This window comes from Pseudomonas sp. FW300-N2F2, from assembly GCF_017351655.1.
Classification (GTDB): domain Bacteria; phylum Pseudomonadota; class Gammaproteobacteria; order Pseudomonadales; family Pseudomonadaceae; genus Aquipseudomonas; species Aquipseudomonas fluorescens_AA.
Map to the genome: position 1 here is coordinate 2,938,836 of NZ_JACNDQ010000001.1, position 18,111 is coordinate 2,956,946.

13 protein-coding genes are annotated in these 18,111 nt (G+C 63.2%); 2 read left to right on the forward strand and 11 right to left on the reverse strand.

Annotated elements, in window-relative coordinates; genetic code table 11:
• Positions 1–81 precede the first annotated feature (81 nt).
• From J4E63_RS12705 to J4E63_RS12750, 10 genes are all read right to left on the reverse strand, one after another.
• A complete protein-coding gene (locus J4E63_RS12705) occupies positions 82–435 on the reverse strand; it encodes a DUF2934 domain-containing protein (RefSeq protein WP_207282174.1) in 354 nt (117 codons plus the stop codon).
• Between the two features lie 20 nt (positions 436–455).
• Positions 456–3,242, reverse strand: coding sequence for a malto-oligosyltrehalose synthase (locus J4E63_RS12710; RefSeq protein ID WP_207282175.1), 2,787 nt, complete (start codon positions 3,240–3,242; stop codon positions 456–458).
• Positions 3,239–5,317 (reverse strand): 4-alpha-glucanotransferase, encoded by a 2,079-nt coding sequence (gene malQ, locus J4E63_RS12715; protein WP_207282176.1) that lies wholly within the window; start codon positions 5,315–5,317, stop codon positions 3,239–3,241. Before malQ ends, J4E63_RS12710 begins: the two co-directional genes overlap by 4 nt.
• Positions 5,314–7,116: a malto-oligosyltrehalose trehalohydrolase gene (gene treZ / locus J4E63_RS12720; protein WP_207282177.1), complete on the reverse strand. Its 1,803-nt coding sequence runs from the start codon at positions 7,114–7,116 to the stop codon at positions 5,314–5,316. The genes malQ and treZ overlap by 4 nt, the downstream gene beginning before the upstream one ends.
• A 7-nt stretch (positions 7,117–7,123) precedes the next feature.
• The gene (glgA, locus tag J4E63_RS12725; RefSeq protein WP_207282178.1) at positions 7,124–8,695 is read right to left on the reverse strand and encodes a glycogen synthase GlgA; all 1,572 of its coding nucleotides are present in this window, start codon (positions 8,693–8,695) and stop codon (positions 7,124–7,126) included.
• Positions 8,696–9,334: 639 nt separating this feature from the next.
• Positions 9,335–10,297, reverse strand: a complete 963-nt coding sequence (locus J4E63_RS12730) for a D-2-hydroxyacid dehydrogenase family protein (protein ID WP_207282179.1) — start codon at positions 10,295–10,297, stop codon at positions 9,335–9,337.
• 11 nt (positions 10,298–10,308) lie between these two features.
• The gene (locus J4E63_RS12735) at positions 10,309–11,340 is read right to left on the reverse strand and encodes an alpha/beta fold hydrolase (protein ID WP_207282180.1); all 1,032 of its coding nucleotides are present in this window, start codon (positions 11,338–11,340) and stop codon (positions 10,309–10,311) included.
• Positions 11,341–11,425: 85 nt separating this feature from the next.
• On the reverse strand, positions 11,426–11,860 hold the full coding sequence (locus J4E63_RS12740) for a YqaA family protein (protein WP_092164390.1): 435 nt from the start codon (positions 11,858–11,860) through the stop codon (positions 11,426–11,428).
• Complete coding sequence (locus J4E63_RS12745) at positions 11,860–12,306, reverse strand: DUF411 domain-containing protein (protein ID WP_060742242.1); 447 nt, start codon at positions 12,304–12,306, stop codon at positions 11,860–11,862. Before J4E63_RS12745 ends, J4E63_RS12740 begins: the two co-directional genes overlap by 1 nt.
• A gap of 221 nt (positions 12,307–12,527) precedes the next feature.
• Positions 12,528–14,522, reverse strand: coding sequence for a methyl-accepting chemotaxis protein (locus J4E63_RS12750; protein ID WP_207282181.1), 1,995 nt, complete (start codon positions 14,520–14,522; stop codon positions 12,528–12,530).
• 238 nt (positions 14,523–14,760) lie between these two features.
• Here J4E63_RS12750 and J4E63_RS12755 point away from each other — a divergent pair, with 238 nt between their 5' ends.
• Positions 14,761–14,949, forward strand: coding sequence for a hypothetical protein (locus J4E63_RS12755; RefSeq protein ID WP_042731964.1), 189 nt, complete (start codon positions 14,761–14,763; stop codon positions 14,947–14,949).
• A gap of 9 nt (positions 14,950–14,958) precedes the next feature.
• On the opposite strand, the gene J4E63_RS12760 is transcribed toward J4E63_RS12755, so the two are convergent.
• Entirely contained in the window at positions 14,959–15,339 is a 381-nt protein-coding gene (locus tag J4E63_RS12760; RefSeq protein WP_060742244.1) for a hypothetical protein, read from the reverse strand.
• Positions 15,340–15,635: 296 nt separating this feature from the next.
• Between J4E63_RS12760 and J4E63_RS12765 the strand changes: the two genes are divergently transcribed.
• Complete coding sequence (locus tag J4E63_RS12765) at positions 15,636–17,984, forward strand: acylase (protein ID WP_207282182.1); 2,349 nt, start codon at positions 15,636–15,638, stop codon at positions 17,982–17,984.
• The last annotated feature ends 127 nt before the right edge of the window (positions 17,985–18,111 follow it).

Below are 18,111 nucleotides of genomic sequence, written 5' to 3' on the forward strand. Positions count from 1 at the left end.
CGATGCGTTCCTCCGGACATCGAGGCGCCTGTTTCGCGAGCAAGCCTTGCTCCCACCTGACGAGGAGATCGATAGGACGAATCAAACCGCCGGCGGCTTGCGCGGTGCTCGAGGTTTTTTGTCGGCGGCCTTGTTCGCCGGTGGCACGACCGCTGCGGTCGCCGCGGAAGGCTTGGCCGCTGGCTTGACCTTGGGCGTGGTGCTTTTCGCGGCGCTCTTGGCCGTGGTGCCCTTGGTTGCAGCAGGCTTGGCGCCATCGGTCTTGCTGGCCGCCGATTTACTCGCGGCCTTGGGTGGCTTGCTCGGCGCCAGCGCTTCGGCTTCAGCCAGTTTGCGCGCCATCTCCCAGTGGCGTTTTTCCTGCCCTGCAGGCTTACCTTCGGACTCCCAGATCTGATAGGCGAATTCGCGAATGCGTTTATCGTCGGTACTCATCGCAGTGCTCCTGATTCAACTCAAGGTTGGATAAAGACATTGACCGGGAAATCCCCCAGCGCGGTGCTGATCAGCAGCTCCCTTTGGGGTGTGACTGTTGCGCTTGAAAAAAGTCCCTTCAGTTTTTCATCCTTGGCGGCGAACGGTAACGATACGCGGGTATCGCCCCAATCCGACGCAGCCACCAGCGGCACGGCACTGTTTTCCAGCAAATGCGCCGCATGGACAGGTACGACAACGATCGCCCGATGTTGCGAGTCCTCACGCATGAAGGCCAGTACCCGATGGGCCTGCTCACCGAGCACTTCCAGCGGTTGGTAGCGGCCCTGGCGCCACAACTGCGGATACTCGGCTCGCACGGCCAGCGTCCGGGCGATCAATGCCTGTTTGATCCGGCCGTCACGCCAATCGCGTACCAACGCGGCTGGGGTGTTGTCGGCCTGCATCGCTTCGCGGCGTGCCTGGAAATCCACCGGGCGGCGGTTGTCCGGGTCCACCAGGCTGAAGTCCCAGAACTCGTTGCCTTGGTACAGGTCCGGTACGCCGGGTACGGTCATGCGCAGCAAAGTTTGCGCCAGACTGTTGAGGGCACCCGCCGGCGCGACGGCCTGGACCGCCTCGGCGATGGCACTGCGCAAGGGCAGCCCCTCATCGCCCAGCAGCAGGCGTTCGAGGAACATCTGGGTGGCTTGCTCATAAGCGTCGTTGACCGCCGCCCAGCTGCTTTGCAACTTGGCTTCGCGCAGAGCCTTGCGTTGCCATTGCCACAGGCGCTCGTTGTAGGCGGCCAGCGCCTGGTGGTCCTGGAGGTCGAGGTCCAGCGGCCAGCTGCCGAGCAACGCCTGGTACAGGATCAGTTCATCACTGGCCGAGGGCGCCGCCGGGTCGCTGTGCAGCGAAGGCGAGAGGATGCGCCATTGTTCCACGCAGGCGGCGTACCAGTCGGCGCGCTCGCTGAGCACGGCCAGCCTGGCGCGGGTGTCTTCGCCGCGCTTGTGGTCGTGGGTGGCGGTGGTCATCAGGTTGTCGGGAAAGTGCTCGAGGCGTTCGACGCACACCTGGTGGAACGCCTGCGCCGGGGCGCTGAAACGCTCGGTGTCATAGCCCACGTCATTGCGCGACAGCAGCACCGCCGAGCGATAGAGAGCGGTGTCCTCCACGGCCTTGGCGGCGGCCGGCGAGGTCAGTTGCTGGAAGCGTACGCAGGCGTGGCGCAGGCGTTTGCGCTGGCTGCCGCGGGGGCGTTGCCGCCAAGGCATTCCACCGAGCCAGCCGGCCAGGCAGTCGAGCACCGGCCAGTCGGCTTCGCTGAGGGTTTGCCGGGCGCCTTCCAGGGCCTGATTGAAAAACACCTCGTCTTCAGCAGAGCGTCCCAACGGCGTGATGTAGGTGCGATACACCGGGAAGTGCACGACCAATTCCTGCAAGGCCCGCCGAATCGCGCCCAGGGTCAGGTCGCGGGTCATCACATCGTCCCGGGCCACTTGCAGCAGGGCCTGGGCAACGCTTTCGAAATCCCCGGCCAAGGAGCCATTGAGTATCTGCTGGCGAGCCAGGCGGGCTTCTTCGATGAAGTGCGCCGACCGCTCACTGTGCCGGCTCCAGAATTCGGCAAGGGGGGCGGCACCGGCCGGGTCATGCTGCAACAGCGAGACCTGGTTCATGAACTCGTAACCGGTACTGCCGTCGATGTTCCAGTCCCGCCGCAATGTCTCGCCATCGCCGAGGATCTTCTCGACGAATATCGGCAGGTGCCGGGTCGGCGACAGCGAATTCACGCGTCGGCGCAATTTGCGGCAGTAACCACGAGGGTCGGCAAGACCGTCGATGTGATCGATCCGCAGCCCATCCACCAGCCCTTCGCCGATCAATTCGAAGATCTTGGCATGGGTGGCTTCGAATACCGCCGGACGCTCGACCCGCAGCCCGCCCAGTTCATTGACATCGAAAAAGCGCCGCCAATTGATGTCGTCCGCCGCGGTGCGCCAGCTGGCGAGCCGGTAGCTCTGGCGCTCCAGCAACTGATGCAGGCGTTCGAAACCCTGGGGCTGGGTAGAGTCGTAGCCAGCCAGGTTGGCCTCGATGGCGGCCAGGATGCCCGCGGGTGCCGCCAGATCCCGCAACTCCGTTTGCAGCGGGCGAGCGAGGGCGTGGGCATCGGTCTGGTAATTCAGCGTGGTGAAGCGCTCAGCCAGGGTCTTGAGCGATTCGGCCTGTTCGACGGGCAGGGTTTCGGCGGGTTTGAGCAGCTCGCCGTAGTGCATCGGGCAAATCGGGAAGCGGTGTTCATAGTGCTCGACGTAGAAGCTGCCGTGGGTGGCATCGAAGCGCAGTTGCAAGGTGCCTTCCTGCAAGGCCACGCCGTAGTCGCTGCCCAGGAACGGCAGCAACAACTGGCCTTCCATCAGCGGGTCGGGGGAATGCCACTGGATGTCGAAGAACTCGCCGTACGGGCTGAGTCGACCCCATTCCAGCAGATCCAGCCACCAGGGATTGTCATTGCCGCCGACGGCCATGTGATTGGAGACGATGTCGAGGATCAAGCCCATCCGGTGCTCGCGCAAGGCTGCAACCAGACGCTTGAGCGCGGCTTCGCCACCCAGCTCGGGGTTGACCAGGGTCGGATCGACCACGTCGTAGCCGTGCATGGAGCCGGCCCGGGCCTTGAGCAGCGGAGAGGCATAAATGTGGCTGATGCCCAGCGCAGCGAAGTACGGCACCTGGGGTATGGCATCGTCCAGGGTGAAGCCTTTATGGAACTGCAGGCGCAACGTTGCCCGCAGAGGTTGGATCAATGGCTGTTTCATCGGTCACGCTCGTTCGCCTGAAGTCTGGCGCAGGCGAGTATTTCCAGACGCCGGGCGGCGTCCGGGTGATCCAGCAACGCCTGGCTCTGCTGGGCCAGGCGGCGGCGCCAATTGGGATGGGTATCGATGGTGCCGGGCAGGTTGGCCTGTTCATCGATCCCCAGCGCATCTTCGAGCGGCAGCAACACCAGCGGTGCGCGGGTGTGACCGAGGAAACGCACGCTGGCATCCAGCACCTGGTCGGTCTCGCGGTGTTCTTCGCGAAAATTCTGCGGGTCCTGATTCAGCACTTGGCGCAGACCTTCGCGTTCGCGCTCGCGGTGCTTGCGCCAGTCGATTTCGGTGTGGGAGTCGATCAGGTCCAGCCGGGCGTTCCAGTCGATGTCGTGACCGTGCCACCAGCCGTTGAGCGTTGGCAAGTCATGGGTGCTGGTGGTGGCGAGGGCGTTGTCCGGCCAGTCGAGAATGGGTTTGAAGTGGGTGTTGTCCTGTTCGAACAGCAGCACGCGCATGCCGAGGATCGAGCGGGCGCTGAGTTTGTCCCGCAAGCCATCCGGCACGGTACCGAGGTCTTCACCCAGCACGATGGCCTGGTGCCGATGGGATTCCAGTGCCAGCAAGCGCAACAGGTCGTCCACTGGGTAATACAGGTAGGCACCGTCGCTGGGTGGGGCGTCGTTGGGAATCACCCAGAGCCGTTGCAAGCCCATGACATGATCGATGCGCAAGCCACCGGCGTGGGCAAAGTTGGCCCGCAGCATTTCAATGAAGGCGCGAAAGCCGTTGCGCACCAGGCCTTCCGGGGAGAACGCCGAAATGCCCCAGCCTTGGCCGGAGCGATTGAGAATGTCCGGCGGCGCGCCCACGGTCAACGAGGCGAGCAGTTCGTCCTGCCGGCTCCAGGCCTGGCTGCCAGCGCCATCGGCACCTACCGCCAGGTCGGCGATCAGGCCGATGCCCATGCCGCTGGATTTGGCAGCGCTCTGGGCGCGTTCCAGGCAGCGGGCGATCAACCATTGGCAAAAGGCGTAGAAACCGATTTCGTCGGCATTTTCTTCGGCGAAATGGGCCAGGACCGCGCTGCGCGGATCGCGCCATTCTTCCGGCCAGTGCCGCCAGTCGAGGCTTTCGCCACGGGCGGCGCGTTCGGCCTGCAAGGCCTCGAAGCGGCAATGGTTTTCCAGGGCTTCGCCGCTGGTGTGGCGGAAACTGCTGAAGTCTTCATGCAGCGGGTGCGCGCCCTGGCTGAACCCGTCGTACAGGGCGCGGAGGATTTTCTGCTTGGCCTGGGCGGCGACTGGCCAGTTGATGAGCGGCTGCTCTTCCAGGCTGCGCAGTTGGTTGGTCAAGCCGGTGGCGTCGATGGCGGTGCGCAGGGCGCGTTCGCCGAGAATAGTGCCGGGGGCGGCGTACAGGCTGTTGAGGAACAGTCGGCTGGACGGCGAGTAAGGGCTGTAGCGCCCGGTGTCGCTGCTGAACATCGCATGCATCGGGCTGATGGCAACGGCGTCGGCGCCGCGTTCGCCGGCCACCCGCACCAGTTCCTCCAGGGCCTGGGTATCACCGAAACCGCCGTCCCCAGGGCGTCGCAGGGCATACAATTGTGCGCTCAGGCCCCAGGCCCGGGGCGTCGGGTCGTCCACCGCATCGGCCACGCTGTAGCAGCGGGCGGGTGCGACGGCCAGGGTGAAATGCTGGTCCCGGATGTGGACATGCTGATAGCCCACCGGGACCATGCCCGGCAGCTTGCCGTCGGCATCGAGGTTCAGATTCAGTGTCGCGCCGTCTTCGAGTTTGATTTCGCAGGGGGTCCCTGGCTCGAAGTAGCGGCTCAAGTCCAGGCTGGCCCCGACATCGGCGGTGATCAGCGGTGGCAGTTGATGGTTCTGTTGATCTTCCTGCAGCTGCAGCAGGCTGGCGTCGATTTCCTGGGCACTTCCTGCGGGGTGGCCCAGGCCCGTGAGGACTGAGCGCAAGACCGCCGCCGAGACCTTCTGGGCCCGGCCATTGGCATCGATCCAATCCACCGCCAGGCCCGCTCGGCTGGCGAGGATTTCCAGTTGCGCATCGCTCATAGGCGCTCTCCAGTGATGTTGGGCAAGGTTGTCGCCTGCGTCAGACTGACCAGCGCGCTGTAGGGCGCAAGGACGCCCTGTTGCAACAGACCCACGACCTGCTGCGGATGTTCGAAAAGAATGCGTGCCTCTTCCGGGGCATGGTGTGCGACGGGCTGGTCGCCAAGGTTCAGGTCGATGCGCAACACACTGCCATCGCCCAGTCGCCAGCGTGCGCTGACAGCACCATGGCCCAGCACATCGGCCCCCAGGGCCTGGGCACCGGGCAGGCGCGGGACGATCTCTTCACGGCGGATTTTCAGCAGTTGACGATACAGCGCCTCGCTGGCCTGCTGCTCCACGCGTTGCGATTCCAGGCTTGGACGTGAAACCTCGAAGGTGCTGGCCGCGTTGGGGTCGGGAATCCGCTCGCGTTTCTGCGGATCGGCAAAGGCACTGAACGCCTTGAACTCGTTGCGTCGGCCTTCGCGCACGAGTTCCGCCAGTTCGCCGTGATGACTGGTAAAGAACAGGAACGGTTGTTCGGCTGCCACCTCATCGCCCATGAACAGCAGCGGGATCATCGGTGACAACAGCAACAAGACTGTCGCCGCTTGCAAGGCCTGGGACGGGGCGAGCTGATGCAGGCGTTCGCCCAGGGCACGGTTGCCGACCTGGTCATGGTTCTGCAGGAACAGCACGAATGCGCTCGGTGGCAGGTGACCGCTGGGTTCGCCCCGGGATTCGCCGTGGCGATTGGTGTGGCCCTGGAAGACGAAACCCTGGCTCAGGCAACGTGCCAGTTGTTCCGTCGGCTGCTCGGCATAGTCGGCGTAGTAGGCGTCGGTCTCGCCTGTCAGCAGTACGTGCAAGGCATTGTGGCCATCGTCGTTCCACTGGGCGTCGTAGCCCTGTTCCAGCAGGGTGGCCTGGTTGTGTTCGTTTTCCACGGTCAGCCAGACATGCCGGGCCGGGTCCACCTGTTCGCGCACCCTGGCCGCCAGTTCCTGGAGAAAGTCCGGAGCTTCGATGGCGTGTACTGCGTCGAGGCGCAGGCCGTCGAAGCGGTATTCAAGCAGCCACATGAGCGCATTGTCGATGAAGAAGTCCCGCACTTCCCGGCGGCGGAAATCGATCGCCGCGCCCCAGGGCGTGTGCTTGTCTTCGCGAAAGAAGCTCTTGGCATAGCGGTGCAGGTAGTTGCCGTCGGGGCCGAAGTGGTTGTAGACCACATCCAGGATGACGGACAGCCCATGGCCGTGGGCGCTGTCGATCAGATGCTTGAGCTGCTCAGGCGTGCCGTAGGAGGCTTGGGGCGCGTAGGGCAAGACCCCGTCGTAGCCCCAGTTGCGATCGCCGGGAAACTGCGCCAGCGGCATCAGCTCGATGGCGGTGACGCCCAGCCCGGCCAGGCGGGCCAAATGCTGTTCGACACCGTTGAAACCGCCCAGGGCGCCCACGTGCAATTCGTAGATCACGGCTTCGTGCCAGGGACGGCCACACCATTGGGTGTGTCGCCAGGGGTAGGCATGGGGGTCGACCACCACGCTGTGACGGTCGATGTCGCCGGCCTGGGCGCGGGAGGCCGGGTCCGGCACCTCCAGCTCGCCATCGATGTTGTAGCGGTAGCGGGTGCCGGCGGGGCAACGGGTCTGGATCATGAACCAGCCGTCGGCCTGGGGCAGTAGCGGTATCGAATCTCCAGTGTCGAGCTCGACACTGACAAAAAAGGCATCCGGGGCCCAGAGGGCGAAGCGGGTGTGCTCGTCATCCAGCATGACCGCCCCGTGGGTCCATGTCTCAGGCGTCCTTGACGTCATTGTTACCTCATTGTCTGGCCGATTTTCCCAGTGACTTCGCCACCAGCTGTTCGTAGAGTTCGGCGTAGGGTTCCACGGCCTGGCACCAGTTGAACGGTGCCGACATGGCCCGGCAGCGCATGGCGTTGAGCAGGCCGGGGAACTCGAAGACCTTGAAGGCCCGGCTCAAGGCCTGTTGGTAGCTCTCCACGGTGGACTCATCGAACAGGAAACCGGTGACGCCATCTTCGATGGTGTCCGCCAGGCCTCCGGTATTGCGCGCCACCGGCAGCGAGCCGAAACGTTGGGCGTACATCTGGCTCAAGCCGCAGGGCTCGTAGCGCGACGGCATCAGCAGGAAATCGCTGCCGGCGAACATCCGCCGCGCATCGGTTTCGTTGAAGCCGATGCGCACGCCGATGCGGCCGGGGAAGCGCAGTGCCAGTTCGCGCATGGCCTGTTCTTCCTCCGGCTCGCCGCGGCCGATGATGGCGATCTGGCCGCCGGATTCGACGATGAACTCGGCGACCGCTTCGGTCAGGTCCAGGCCTTTCTGGTAGACCAGGCGCGACACCACGGCGAACAGCGGGCCAGTGGAGTCGTCGAGGCCAAACAGTTCACGCACATGGTTGGCGTTGACAGCCTTGCCTTCCCAGTCGCCCATGGCGAACTGACGGAACAGGTGGGTGTCGGTGGCCGAGTCCCAGCTTTCATCGATACCGTTGGGGATGCCGCTGAGCAAGCCTTGTTGGGTCTTGGCAGCCAGGAAACCGTCGAGTCCGCAACCAAACGCCGGGGTGGTGATCTCCTGGGCGTAGGTGGCGCTGACTGTGGTGATATGGCTGGAGTAGGCCATCCCGGCCTTGAGAAACGACAGTTTGCCGTAGAACTCCATGCCTTCCTGTTGCAGGGCGTGCTCGGGGATGCCCAGTTCCGGGCAGGACGCCAGGCTGACCACGCCCTGGTACGCCAGGTTGTGGATGGTAAACAGGGTCGGGGTGCGTTGCCCGCGCCAGTGCATGTAGGCCGGCGCCAACCCTGCTGGCCAGTCGTGGGCGTGGACCAGGTCCGGGCACCAGTGGATCTGTGCCAGGTTGGCGGCGATGTCGGCGGCGGCCAGGCCCAGGCGGGCGAAGCGAATGTGGTTGTCCGGCCAGTCGCGACCGTTGTTGGCACCGTAGGGAGAGCCTTCGCGGGCAAACAGTTCCGGGCAGATGAGTACGTAGATCACCAGGCCGTCGGCCATGTCCATGCGCCCGATCTTGCAGGGCGGCAGTGCTGCGTGGCCGCCCAGTTCGCCGACGATGTGGATCGGATTGCCGCTGTTCATCACTTGCGGATAGCCAGGGATCAGCACCCGGACATCATGCAGCCCGGCCATGGCCCGAGGCAGTGCCGAGGACACATCGCCCAGGCCGCCGGTCTTGACCAGGTCGGCAATTTCCGAGGTGACGAACAAGACTTTCTTGCGATTGGGATTCTGTCGAACGACAGGAAGCAGTGCCTTGCCGCCGGTGACCAGCACCGGAGCCGTCGGCGATTCGGCCGCCGGCGGTAATTGAGAACGGACTTGTTGTGGTTCCAAGGCAGCACTGATCATAAATATCTCCCATTTTCTCGATCTGTTTCCGGCAAGCGCCAGAGCTGTTGTTTCATTGGCCAAATCCTGCGGCCAGGCGCACAAGCGCTACGCAAGGAAAGCGACGGCTACCCAAACGCGACGAAGCGAATCAGCTGAAGGAGCTGTTGCAATGACCAGTGCAAGGACTGCACCAGTCGCTGTTGCCCTACCTCTAACCTGACCTGTCGCCGTTGCGAAAAGTTTCGACTTTTTTCCGTCTGGATGACCGGTCGGTTTTCTCCCCGGTTTGGCAGTCTAGGTCATATCCTAGAGCGGCGCGTCTCGGTTCGTCGCATTGTCCGACAATCACGTTTTTTGGCGGCAATGTCTTACACGACGAAGGGGAGTACGCACCGACGAAGTGCAGTTTCCTGCAAAGAAAAAAGTGTAGGGGGAGGGCGTTGGTTCATTGGCGTGCGCGATGGAATGGCGTGATGCACCATTGGAGGGCGGGCGGGGTAGAGGCGTTTTGATGGCTAATAACATCCTTGGAGGCACGCTATTTCCTGTGGGAGCGAGCTCGCGATAGAGGTATGTCAGTCACAAACCTTGTAACTGATCCTCCGCCATCGCGAGCAAGCTCGCTCCCACAGAAAAAGTGGGGATGCTCCTCCGGGGTCAGCCCGCCGGCGTCAGCAACCGAATCGGCTGGCCCGCCGCCCAGGCCAGCAGGTCTTCGATCATCAGGGAGTAGAACTGCTGGTAATTCTGTCGGCTGACATAACCCACATGAGGCGTGGCCAGCACGTTCTCCAGGGTGCGGAATGGATGGGCCAGAGGCAAGGGCTCCTGGGCGAAGACGTCCAGGGCGGCACCGGCCAGGCGCCGGTGCTGGAGGGCGTCGATCAGGGCGGTTTCATCGACGATCGGCCCGCGGGAGGTGTTGACCAGCAGCGCCTCGGGTTTCATCCAGCCCAGCGCCTGGGCATCCACCAGGCCGCGGGTGCGTTCGCCGAGCACCAGGTGGACCGAGAGAATATCGGCCTGTTCGAACAACGCCTGCTTGCTGACGTAGGTCACGCCCACTTCGGCGGCCCGTTCGGCGCTGAGGTTCTGGCTCCAGGCGATGACTCGCATGCCGAACACCTGGCCGAACTGCGCTACCCGTGTACCGATGCTGCCCAGGCCGAGGATCGCCAGCGTCTTGCCGTGCAGGTCACCCCCCAGGCCTTGTTGCCACAGACCGGCGCGCAAGGCGTTGGCTTCCTGCACCAGGTTGCGGGCCAGGGCCATGATCAGCGCCCAGGTCAGTTCGGGCGCGGCGTGCTTGTAGCTGTCGGTGCCACACACCTGGATGCCCAGCTCGGCGGCGGCCTTCAGGTCCAGGGCGGCATTGCGCATGCCGCCGGTGAGCAGCAGCTTGAGATTGGGCAGGCGCCGCAGCAGGCCTTCGTCGAACACGGTGCGTTCGCGCATCACGCAGATCACCTCGAAGCGCTGCAAGCGTTCGGCGAGGGTGTCGCGGTCGGCGGGATAGTCGTGGAGAAAGGTCACTTGGCCGACGCTGTCGAGCACCGACCAGTCCACCACACCGCGTGCCACATCTTGCCAATCGTCTATGACTGCTATTTGCACCGCCATGGAACACCTCGTCAGGGAATGGGTTTGTCCAGCCAGCCCAGCAGGGCCTTGTGGAACCGATCCGGCTCTTCCATCTGCGGGGCATGCCCCAGATTGGGGAACTCCACCAGGGTCGAGCGGGGAATCAGCCCGGCGGTCTGCTTGCCCAATACCTCGTAGTGGCCCAGTCTGGCCTTTACCGCAGGCGGCGCGATGTCGCTGCCGATGGCGGTGGTGTCGGAGGTACCGATCAACAACAGGGTGGGTACGGTCAGGTCCTTGAACTCGTAATAGACCGGCTGGGTGAAGATCATGTCGTAGATCAGCGCCGAGTTCCACGCCACTTGTGTATGGCCCGGGCCCTTGTTCAAGCCGGCGAGCATGTCCACCCAGCGGTCGAACTCAGGTTTCCAGCGGCCGGCGTAATAGGTCGTGCGCTCGTAATTGCGAATGCCCTCGGCGGTGACTTTCAGCTCACGGGCGTACCATTGGTCCACGGTGCGGTAGGGCACGCCCAAGGCTTTCCAGTCTTCCAGGCCAATGGGATTGACCATCGCCAGGCGCTCGACCTGATCGGGAAACTGCAAGGCGTACCGAGTGGCGAGCATGCCGCCGGTGGAATGGCCGAGGACGATGGCTTTCTGTACGCCGAGGGCCTTGAGCAAGGCCTGGGTGTTGGTCGCCAGTTGCTGGAAGCTGTACTGGTAATGCTCAGGTTTGCTCGATGTGCAGAAGCCGACCTGGTCCGCGGCGATGACCCGGTACCCGGCTTCGCTCAGCACCTTGATCGAATCGCCCCAGGTGGCGGCGCAGAAATTCTTGCCGTGCATCAGCACCACGGTGCGGCCATTGACCTTGCCCTGGGCCGGCACATCCATATAACCCATCTGCAACGATTGGCCCTGGGACTGGAAGGCGAAGTGCTTGAGGGTATAGGGGTATTCGAAGCCCTCCAACTGGGCGCCGTAGGCCGGGCCTTCCGGCGGGCTGGCGGCCTGGGCGAGCAAGGGCAGGGCGGCGCTGAGCAAGAGGCTGGGCAACCAGCGCGTGGGGGTTCGGGACATGGTCAATCTCCTTGTGGCCGCCGCCGATCCTGGCGCGACCCGATTATGGCGACATTAACCACAGGCAACCGAACGGCCCGAATGTTCAACCCATCCAGCCCAGCGTGGCCAGGGCGAGGACGCCATAGCGCAAGCCTTTGGCAACGGTCACGATCAGCAGGAAGCGGCGCCATGGCTCGCCCATTACCCCGGCCACCAGGGTCAACGGATCGCCGATGATCGGCAACCAACTGAGCAGCAGCGACCAGCGGCCGAAGCGCTGGTAATGCACGCGAGCCTTGTCCAGGTGTGTCGGGCTGACCGGAAACCAGCGCCGGTCCTTGAAGTGTTCCAGGCGCGTGCCCAGCCACCAGTTCACCAGCGAACCCAGGACGTTGCCGAGCGTGGCGACCCCCAGCAACAGCCAGACAGCATAGTGCTCGCTGAGCAACAGGCCGACCAACAAGGCCTCCGATTGCAGCGGCAGCAAGGTCGCCGCGCCAAATGCCGCCAGGAACAAGCCGATATAGGCTTGGCCCATCAGTGGGCGGGGTAATCCGCCACCACGGTTTGGGTCCCGTCTTTTTTCAGGCCGATCACTTGATAAGCGTCGCTCATGCCGTCCATTTCCATGCCGGGTGAGCCCATGGGCATGCCCGGTGCGGCCACACCGAGCAAGTCATCGCGCTTGCTCAGTGCCAGCACCTGGTCGGCCGGGACATGGCCCTCGACGAATTTGCCGTTGATTTCGGCGGTGTGGCAGGAGCGCAGGTTTGGCGCCACGCCGAGGCGTTGCTTGACCGAACTCATGTCGGCTTCGACATGGTCGTTGACCTTGAAGCCGTTTTCTTGCAAATGCGAGATCCACTTTTTGCAGCAGCCGCAATTGGCGTCACGGTGCACATCGATGGTGACCGGTTCGGCGGCCTGGGCCAGGGTGGTCATGAACAGGGCGCTCAAGGCGAGCAGGTGCAGGGGATTGGCCATGAAGGAGGTCTCGTGTCGAACGGTTTGGCGCAAGGATAACAGAGTAGCGAGCACGAGCTGACAGGGGGCTGAGGCGGGGATTACAGAATTGTCAGGTTGGGAGGGCGAATGCAGTCCTGTGGGAGCGAGCTTGCTCGCGATAGCGGTTTGTCAGTCACTACTTTGTAGCTGATCCGACGCTATCGCGAGCAAGCTCGCTCCCACAGGGGGATGGTGAGGTTTTAGCGAACCTTGAACCGCCCCATGATCGCATTCACCCGTGTGTTGGCTTCCAGCAGTTGCCGGGTGTTGGTTTCGCTGGCCAGGCCACTTTCCACCAGTTCCTCAACCATGTGGCGGATTTGCACCATGCTGCGATTGATCTCCTCGGTCACCGCGCTTTGTTGCTCGGCGGCCGTGGCGATCTGGGTGCTCAGGCTGTTGATCTGGCTAACCGAGCCGGCCATTTCGTCCAGGCCCGAGTTGACGCGGGCGGTCGCGTCGGCGGCCGACTGGCAACTGGCCTGGGTGTTTTCCATGGCCGAGACCGACGAACTCACGCCTTGGGTCAGGCGGGTCAGCATTTCGTTGATTTCCGAGGTGCTGGCCTGGGTGCGGGCGGCGAGGGCGCGGACTTCATCGGCCACCACGGCAAAACCACGGCCTTGCTCGCCAGCACGGGCGGCTTCAATGGCGGCGTTGAGCGCCAGCAGGTTGGTCTGCCCGGCGATGGCGCCGATCACACCGAGGATCTCGGTGATGCGCTGAGCGTCCTGTTGCATGCTCTCGACCTTGCGGGTGGCGCTGGCCACTTCATCGATCAAGGCCACCACACTGTTGGAGGCCTCACCGACCACCACGCGGGAGCGATCGGCATGCTCGTTGGCGCGTTGGGTGAACGCCGCAGTCTCGGCCGCGTTTTGCGCGACGCTTTCAGCCGTGGAGCTCATCTGGGTGATGGCGGTCACGGTCTGGTCGGTTTCCGAGGCGTGGCGCATCAGGATTTCGCTGGTGTGGGCCGAGGTCCGCTGCAGATCGCCCAGGCTCGACGCCATGGCGCCGGTGGCCTGGGTGACTTCACCGATCATGCCTTGCAGGTAAGCGATGAAGCGGTTGACCGAGTGCCCGATCGCCCCCAGTTCATCCTCGGCCCGGATGGTGATGCGTCGGGTCAGGTCGGCATCGCCAGTGGACAGGGCGTCGATGTTGCCTTTGAGGACCTTCATGCGATGGGTCAACTGGCGGATCGCGTAAAGCTGCATCAAGACCAGCAGGATCACCATCGGGATCTGCAGCAGGCTCAGCGTGCTCAGTACATCATCGCGCTGGGCCGTGATCAGGCGAGTCGGCAATGCGGTGGCAAGGAACCACGGCGAACCTTCGATAGGGCGCATGAAGAAGGTACTGGCCTCGCCCTTGTTGTCGAACTCCACACGTTGCAGCGGCTGATCGCGCTTGGCCAGGCCCGCCTTGACCTGGGCGGCGAATGGCGAGGTGGCCGCCAGTTCACTGATGTTCTTCAGCACGATCGGACCGCTGATGCGCGAACTGTTGCTGATGATCTTGCCGTCGCCTTCGACGATCAGCATCTCGGCGCTCAGGTCGGCTTCCTTGCGTGCCACCAGCTCATTGAAGAAGCCCAGGGTCACGTCGATGGTGGAAACACCGTAAGGCACGCCGTTTTTCTGGATGGCCATGGCGCAGTTGGTGCGTGGTTCGGCGCTGGCGTCGTCTTTATAGGCCGCGGCCCAGGCGCATTTGCCCGGTGGGGTGGCCATGCCGCCCTTGTGCCAGGGTTGTTCGTAATAGTTGGGCGCGGCGTCACTGTTCCAGAAGGTATTGACCACCAGTTTGCCGGACGCATCGCGGTGCCAGAACGTGCTGAATTTACTGCGTCCCTCGGCCCGCTGGTTGGGCAAGGGCCAGATCCCGCCGCCGAAGACTTTCAGCTCGCCGTACTGGTCCACCAGCCCCGGCAACACTTTGTCGATGGCATCGCTGTCGAGCAGCGGGATGGTCTGGGTAATGCTGCGTTGTTGCGCCTGCACCTTGTTCAGTTCGCCCTGGATCTGCTCGGCAACCTCGGCGATGCGGTTAAGTGCCACTTGCTCTTCCGTCTGGCGCAGCTTGGGCGCGACCAGGTAACTGATGCCCACCACGGTCAGGAGGGACAACACCAGCATGAAAATAACCAGAAACAGGGTATAGCGAGCCTGGATCGTTCGGAGTGAGGGCATACGAGGAATCCTTGCACGAAGGCGATTTTCTGGAACTGGCGAATGGGCAGTTCCGTATATATCGGCCTGGCGGGACGCAGCTTTAGGTGTCGGTAGCCAAGGAATAAAACGAGCGGATTGCACGAAGACGCGCCTTCGGCTGTACCATGGGGCCCCGTTGGTGAGTCGTCATTCCGGTAGATGAGGTATGGATCGGCAAGCCTTCGGATACAGAACGGATACATTCAGGAAATTGGCAATGACTCATTCGCAACGTTTGAAATACTCGATTCTGATCGTCCTCGTCGTCCTGGCAATCATGCTCGGGTTGTCCTGGATGCAGGGCAAGGGCATGATCAGCGAGCAGCTGTTTCAATACATCGCCATTGCCGTGGCGGTCATCGTGGTGGTGATCAACGGCGTGATGCGGCGCAAGGTCAAGCCCTGAGCGCCGCTTTCATTCCTCGGCCTCGAGCACGGCCATCGCGCTGGGGTGCAGGCGGTAGCTTTTATCGGGGTTGAGGGTCACGACGCCCTCGCTGCACAGGCGCTTCAGCACCTCGCGCACGCTGAGAAAGGACAACGGAATGTCCAGCCCCAATAACTGGCTGTGCACACCACGCACGCCCAGGCAGCGGTTTTCGTGTGCGGCCTTGAGCAACGCGTCGATGACTTTGAGGCGAATCAGGCTGGTCCTGAGCCCGAAGCTCTTGAGCAGGCGCCTGATGTGGTCATTGCCGCCGCGCTCTGGCGGCCTCTCGAATTCACGGTGGGTGGCGCTCAGCGAGACGCCAGTCGGCCTTGGCTTGCCCTCCATGGGCAGTTGCGCGTTACGCATGCAGAAACTCCTTACCAGCCAGATCAGAAAAGGTCACGAATACTCTCCTGTTATAGGACGAACGAGGATGCGCAATCATGAGGGCGGTGATGTGAAAAAATTGCCCCTGCTTCGTCAAACCCCCGTATTCAAGCGGCATCCGGCCATTAATTTTTTTTCATCCGGTTCGTTTTCAAGGTAGGCACATTCCGGTTCAGCACACGGCGTGTGATTTCCCAGGCGGGCCGAGTGCTTTTCTACTGGCGCACCGGTAGCCGTCCTGGTTTCTGCAGTTTTCATCAGGAGTGAACGTGAGAATGTCCGGGCAGTTATCGAGGGTTGGCCTTGCAGGTGCTTTTCTAGGGATCGCCCTCGGGCTCAGCCCCGTGGTCAGCGCACAGGACGATGGGCAACAGGCCAGTGCCGAGATCCGTCGCACCCGTTTTGGCGTGCCACATATCCGGGCTCAGGACGAGCGTGGGCTGGGTTATGGCATCGGGTATGCCTACGCCCAGGACAATCTGTGCCTGCTGGCCAATGAGATCGTCACGGTCAATGCCCAGCGCTCGCGTTATTTCGGGCCCGAGCAGGTCACGGTCGAGCAGCGGCAGAACCGCGTCAGCGATCTGTTTTTCAGCTGGCTCAACACGCCGCAAGCGGTCTCCGGTTTCTGGCAGGCCCAGACGCCTCAAGTGCAACAACTGGTCGAAGGTTATGCGGCGGGTTACAACCGCGCGTTGGCCGAGCGCAAGGCCAAGGGCCTGCCCGAGCAATGCGCCAGCGATTGGGTGCGGCCGATCACCGCGCTGGACCTGGTCAAATTGACCCGTCGGTTGTTGGTGGAAGGCGGCGTCGGCCAGTTCGCCGAAGCCCTGGCTGGGGCGCAACCGCCCCAGGCGACGGCACGCGCGGACGCCCCGGTCGCCGGTTTCGTCGCCGCCGCCACCCGGCAGCAGCGTTTTGCCCTGGAACGCGGCAGCAATGCCCTGGCCATCGGCAGTGAGCGTTCGTTCAACGGTCGCGGGATGCTGCTGGCGAACCCGCATTTTCCGTGGGTGGGCGGCATGCGTTTCTACCAGATGCACCTGACCATCCCCGGCAAGCTGGACGTCATGGGCGCGGCGCTGCCAGGCCTGCCGATGATCAACATCGGTTTCAGCCAGCACCTGGCCTGGACCCACACCGTCGACAGTTCCAAGCATTTCACCCTGTACCGGCTGCAGCTCGACCCGAAGGATCCGACCCGCTACCTGCTCGATGGCAAATCCGTGCCGATGAGCCAGCAGACGGTCGCGGTGGACATCAGGCAGCCCGACGGCCAGGTACAGACGGTTTCTCCCGTGGTCTATGGCTCGCAGTTCGGCCCGATCGTGCAATGGCCCGGCCGGCTGGACTGGGATAACCAGTTCGCCTACAGCCTGCGGGACGCGAACCTGGAAAACGATCGCGTGCTGGCCCAGTGGTACGCCATGAACAAGGCCGTCACCCTCAAGGATTTGCAGGACGCTGTCCATAAGATCCAAGGCATTCCCTGGGTCAATACCCTGGCGGTGGACGACCAGGGGCAAAGCCTCTACATGAACGTGTCGGTGGTGCCGAACGTCGACGCCGACAAGCTGGCCCGGTGCAGCGATCCCAGGGCCGGATTGCAGCTGATCGTGCTGGATGGCAGCCGCAGCGAATGTGCCTGGGGCAGCGATTCCAACGCAGTGCAAAAAGGCATTTATGCCGCCGACAAGCTTCCGCAGTTGCTGCGCCGCGATTACGTGCAGAACTCCAACGATTCGGCCTGGATGGTCAACCCTGCGCAGCCGTTGTCCGGTTATTCCCCGGTGATCAGCCAGCAAGGCCAGCCGCTGGGCCTGCGGGCGCGTTTTGCGCTGGAGCGGGTGGGCCAGTTGGCCAAGGATGGGCCGGTGAAGGTGGAGGATTTGCAGCGCATGGTCATGGACGATCAGGTTTACCTGGCTGACCAGGTGATGCCGGACCTGCTCGGCGTTTGCACCGGTGACCTGGGGGGCGATGCGTCGGCATTGGCCGAGGCCTGTGCCAGCCTCAAGGCCTGGGATCGCAAGGCCGGCCTGAACAGCGGTCTGGGGTTCGTGTATTTCCAGCAGATCATGGAACATCTGCAGGCGGTGCCGGATTCATGGCGCGTTGCGTTCGATCCCAAAGACCCGCAACGCACACCGCGCGGCCTGGCGATCGAGCGACCGCCGGTGCTCAAGGCTGTGCGCGAGGCCATGCTGGCTTCGGTGGAGGCGGTGAAGGTTGCGGGGTTGTCGAAGGACAGCCTATGGCAAGACGTCCAGGTGGCCAGCAGCGGCAGCCGACAGACGCCGATCCACGGCGGCCCCGGGGAGTTGGGCATCTATAACGCGATCCAGAGCGTGCCAGGAGCGAACGGCAAGCGGGAGGTGGTCAGCGGTACCAGCTACCTGCAAGTGGTGACATTTGACGGTAAAGGTCCGCAAGCCCAGGGGTTGCTGGCGTTTTCCATTTCCAGCGACCCCGCTTCACCGTATTCGACCGACCAGACCCAGGCGTTTTCGCAGAAGCAGTGGAGTGTGCTGCCTTTCACCGAACAGCAGATCAAGGCCGATCCGCATTATCAGGCCGTGATTATCCGTGAGCGTGATGAGGCGGGCAGGGTGGCGACGCAGTAACCGCTGTTGTGCTTGCGGGCGTCATCGCGAGCAAGCTCGCTCCCACAGGGGGGGGCGGCCCACACGTCCAATGTGGGAGCGAGCTTGCTCGCGATGAGGGCGGTACATTCCAGAACGAGGCAGATCT